This is a genomic window from Caballeronia arvi (genome assembly GCF_001544695.2).
In the GTDB taxonomy this organism is placed as follows: Bacteria; Pseudomonadota; Gammaproteobacteria; order Burkholderiales; family Burkholderiaceae; genus Caballeronia; species Caballeronia arvi.
Map to the genome: position 1 here is coordinate 1 of NZ_FCOM02000294.1, position 789 is coordinate 789.

At 62.2% G+C, this 789-nt stretch carries 1 protein-coding gene and 1 pseudogene; both read left to right on the top strand.

All coding sequences use genetic code 11. The features are described from left to right. Positions 1 to 333 (top strand): annotated as a pseudogene (locus tag AWB74_RS48160) (hypothetical protein); the annotation flags it as partial. Positions 334 to 503: 170 nt separating this feature from the next. After that, positions 504 to 779 (top strand): hypothetical protein, encoded by a 276-nt coding sequence (locus AWB74_RS44985; RefSeq protein WP_143749563.1) that lies wholly within the window; start codon positions 504 to 506, stop codon positions 777 to 779. Positions 780 to 789 lie beyond the last annotated feature (10 nt).

Sequence of the window (789 nt, forward strand, 5' to 3'; positions counted from 1 at the left end):
CGTGAAGATCTCGGGTCATTCTCCGACTTTGGCGACCCGGTCGCGTTCTGTGATGAAGTGAGTCTCGAGAGTGCGAAAGCGGCACGCGACGCGCTGGCGCTGGCACGCGAGACGCGAAAGAAGCACGGGTGTGTGCCGTGGCGCCCGGGTGCGAAGGATGCCGATCTGAATCGCGAGTTGATGACCTTCATTTCGGCTGCAGAAGAAAAACGCGACGCTCGTCGGGATCGTCAAATGTCGAGCACCGGTCCTGCGACGGCATCGGGCATGACCGCCGTTGATAGCCGCGTCGCGCTCGAGGTGAAAGTACCCGCCCGAAGCGCCGCGAACTGAGAGATGCCCGTTTCCAAAAAGCGGAGATCGCCCAAGACGCCCGCGCGTGTTCAGTCGAAGCGACTTCTGCTTCCCATGCCGCGGCAGGAAGCAGACGCCCTCTGTTGCGGGCGCGCGTTGCACTCGAAGCCGTCCGCGTCGGGCGCGCCGCGGCGCAGGAGGCGACTGTCTTGGCCCACACCGTCTTGCTGACCAGTTTCCTGACCGAGGCAGGACACGGCATGCTCGAGCTTTCGTTCGTCCGTCAGGTCGAAGAAGCGGTCTTGGCGATCCTCGATGCCGGCAAGGCAACCGGCAAATGGCATTTCAGCGAGGCGTTCGTTGAGTCGCTGACCACCATTGTGAACGAATACGATCGCCAGTTACGAGAAATGCGACTGGCGAAAGTTCTCGCCGCGAGTGAACGTCTGGACCGGATGATTTCCGTGGTCCATCCGCACCGATGATCGGCGGTCG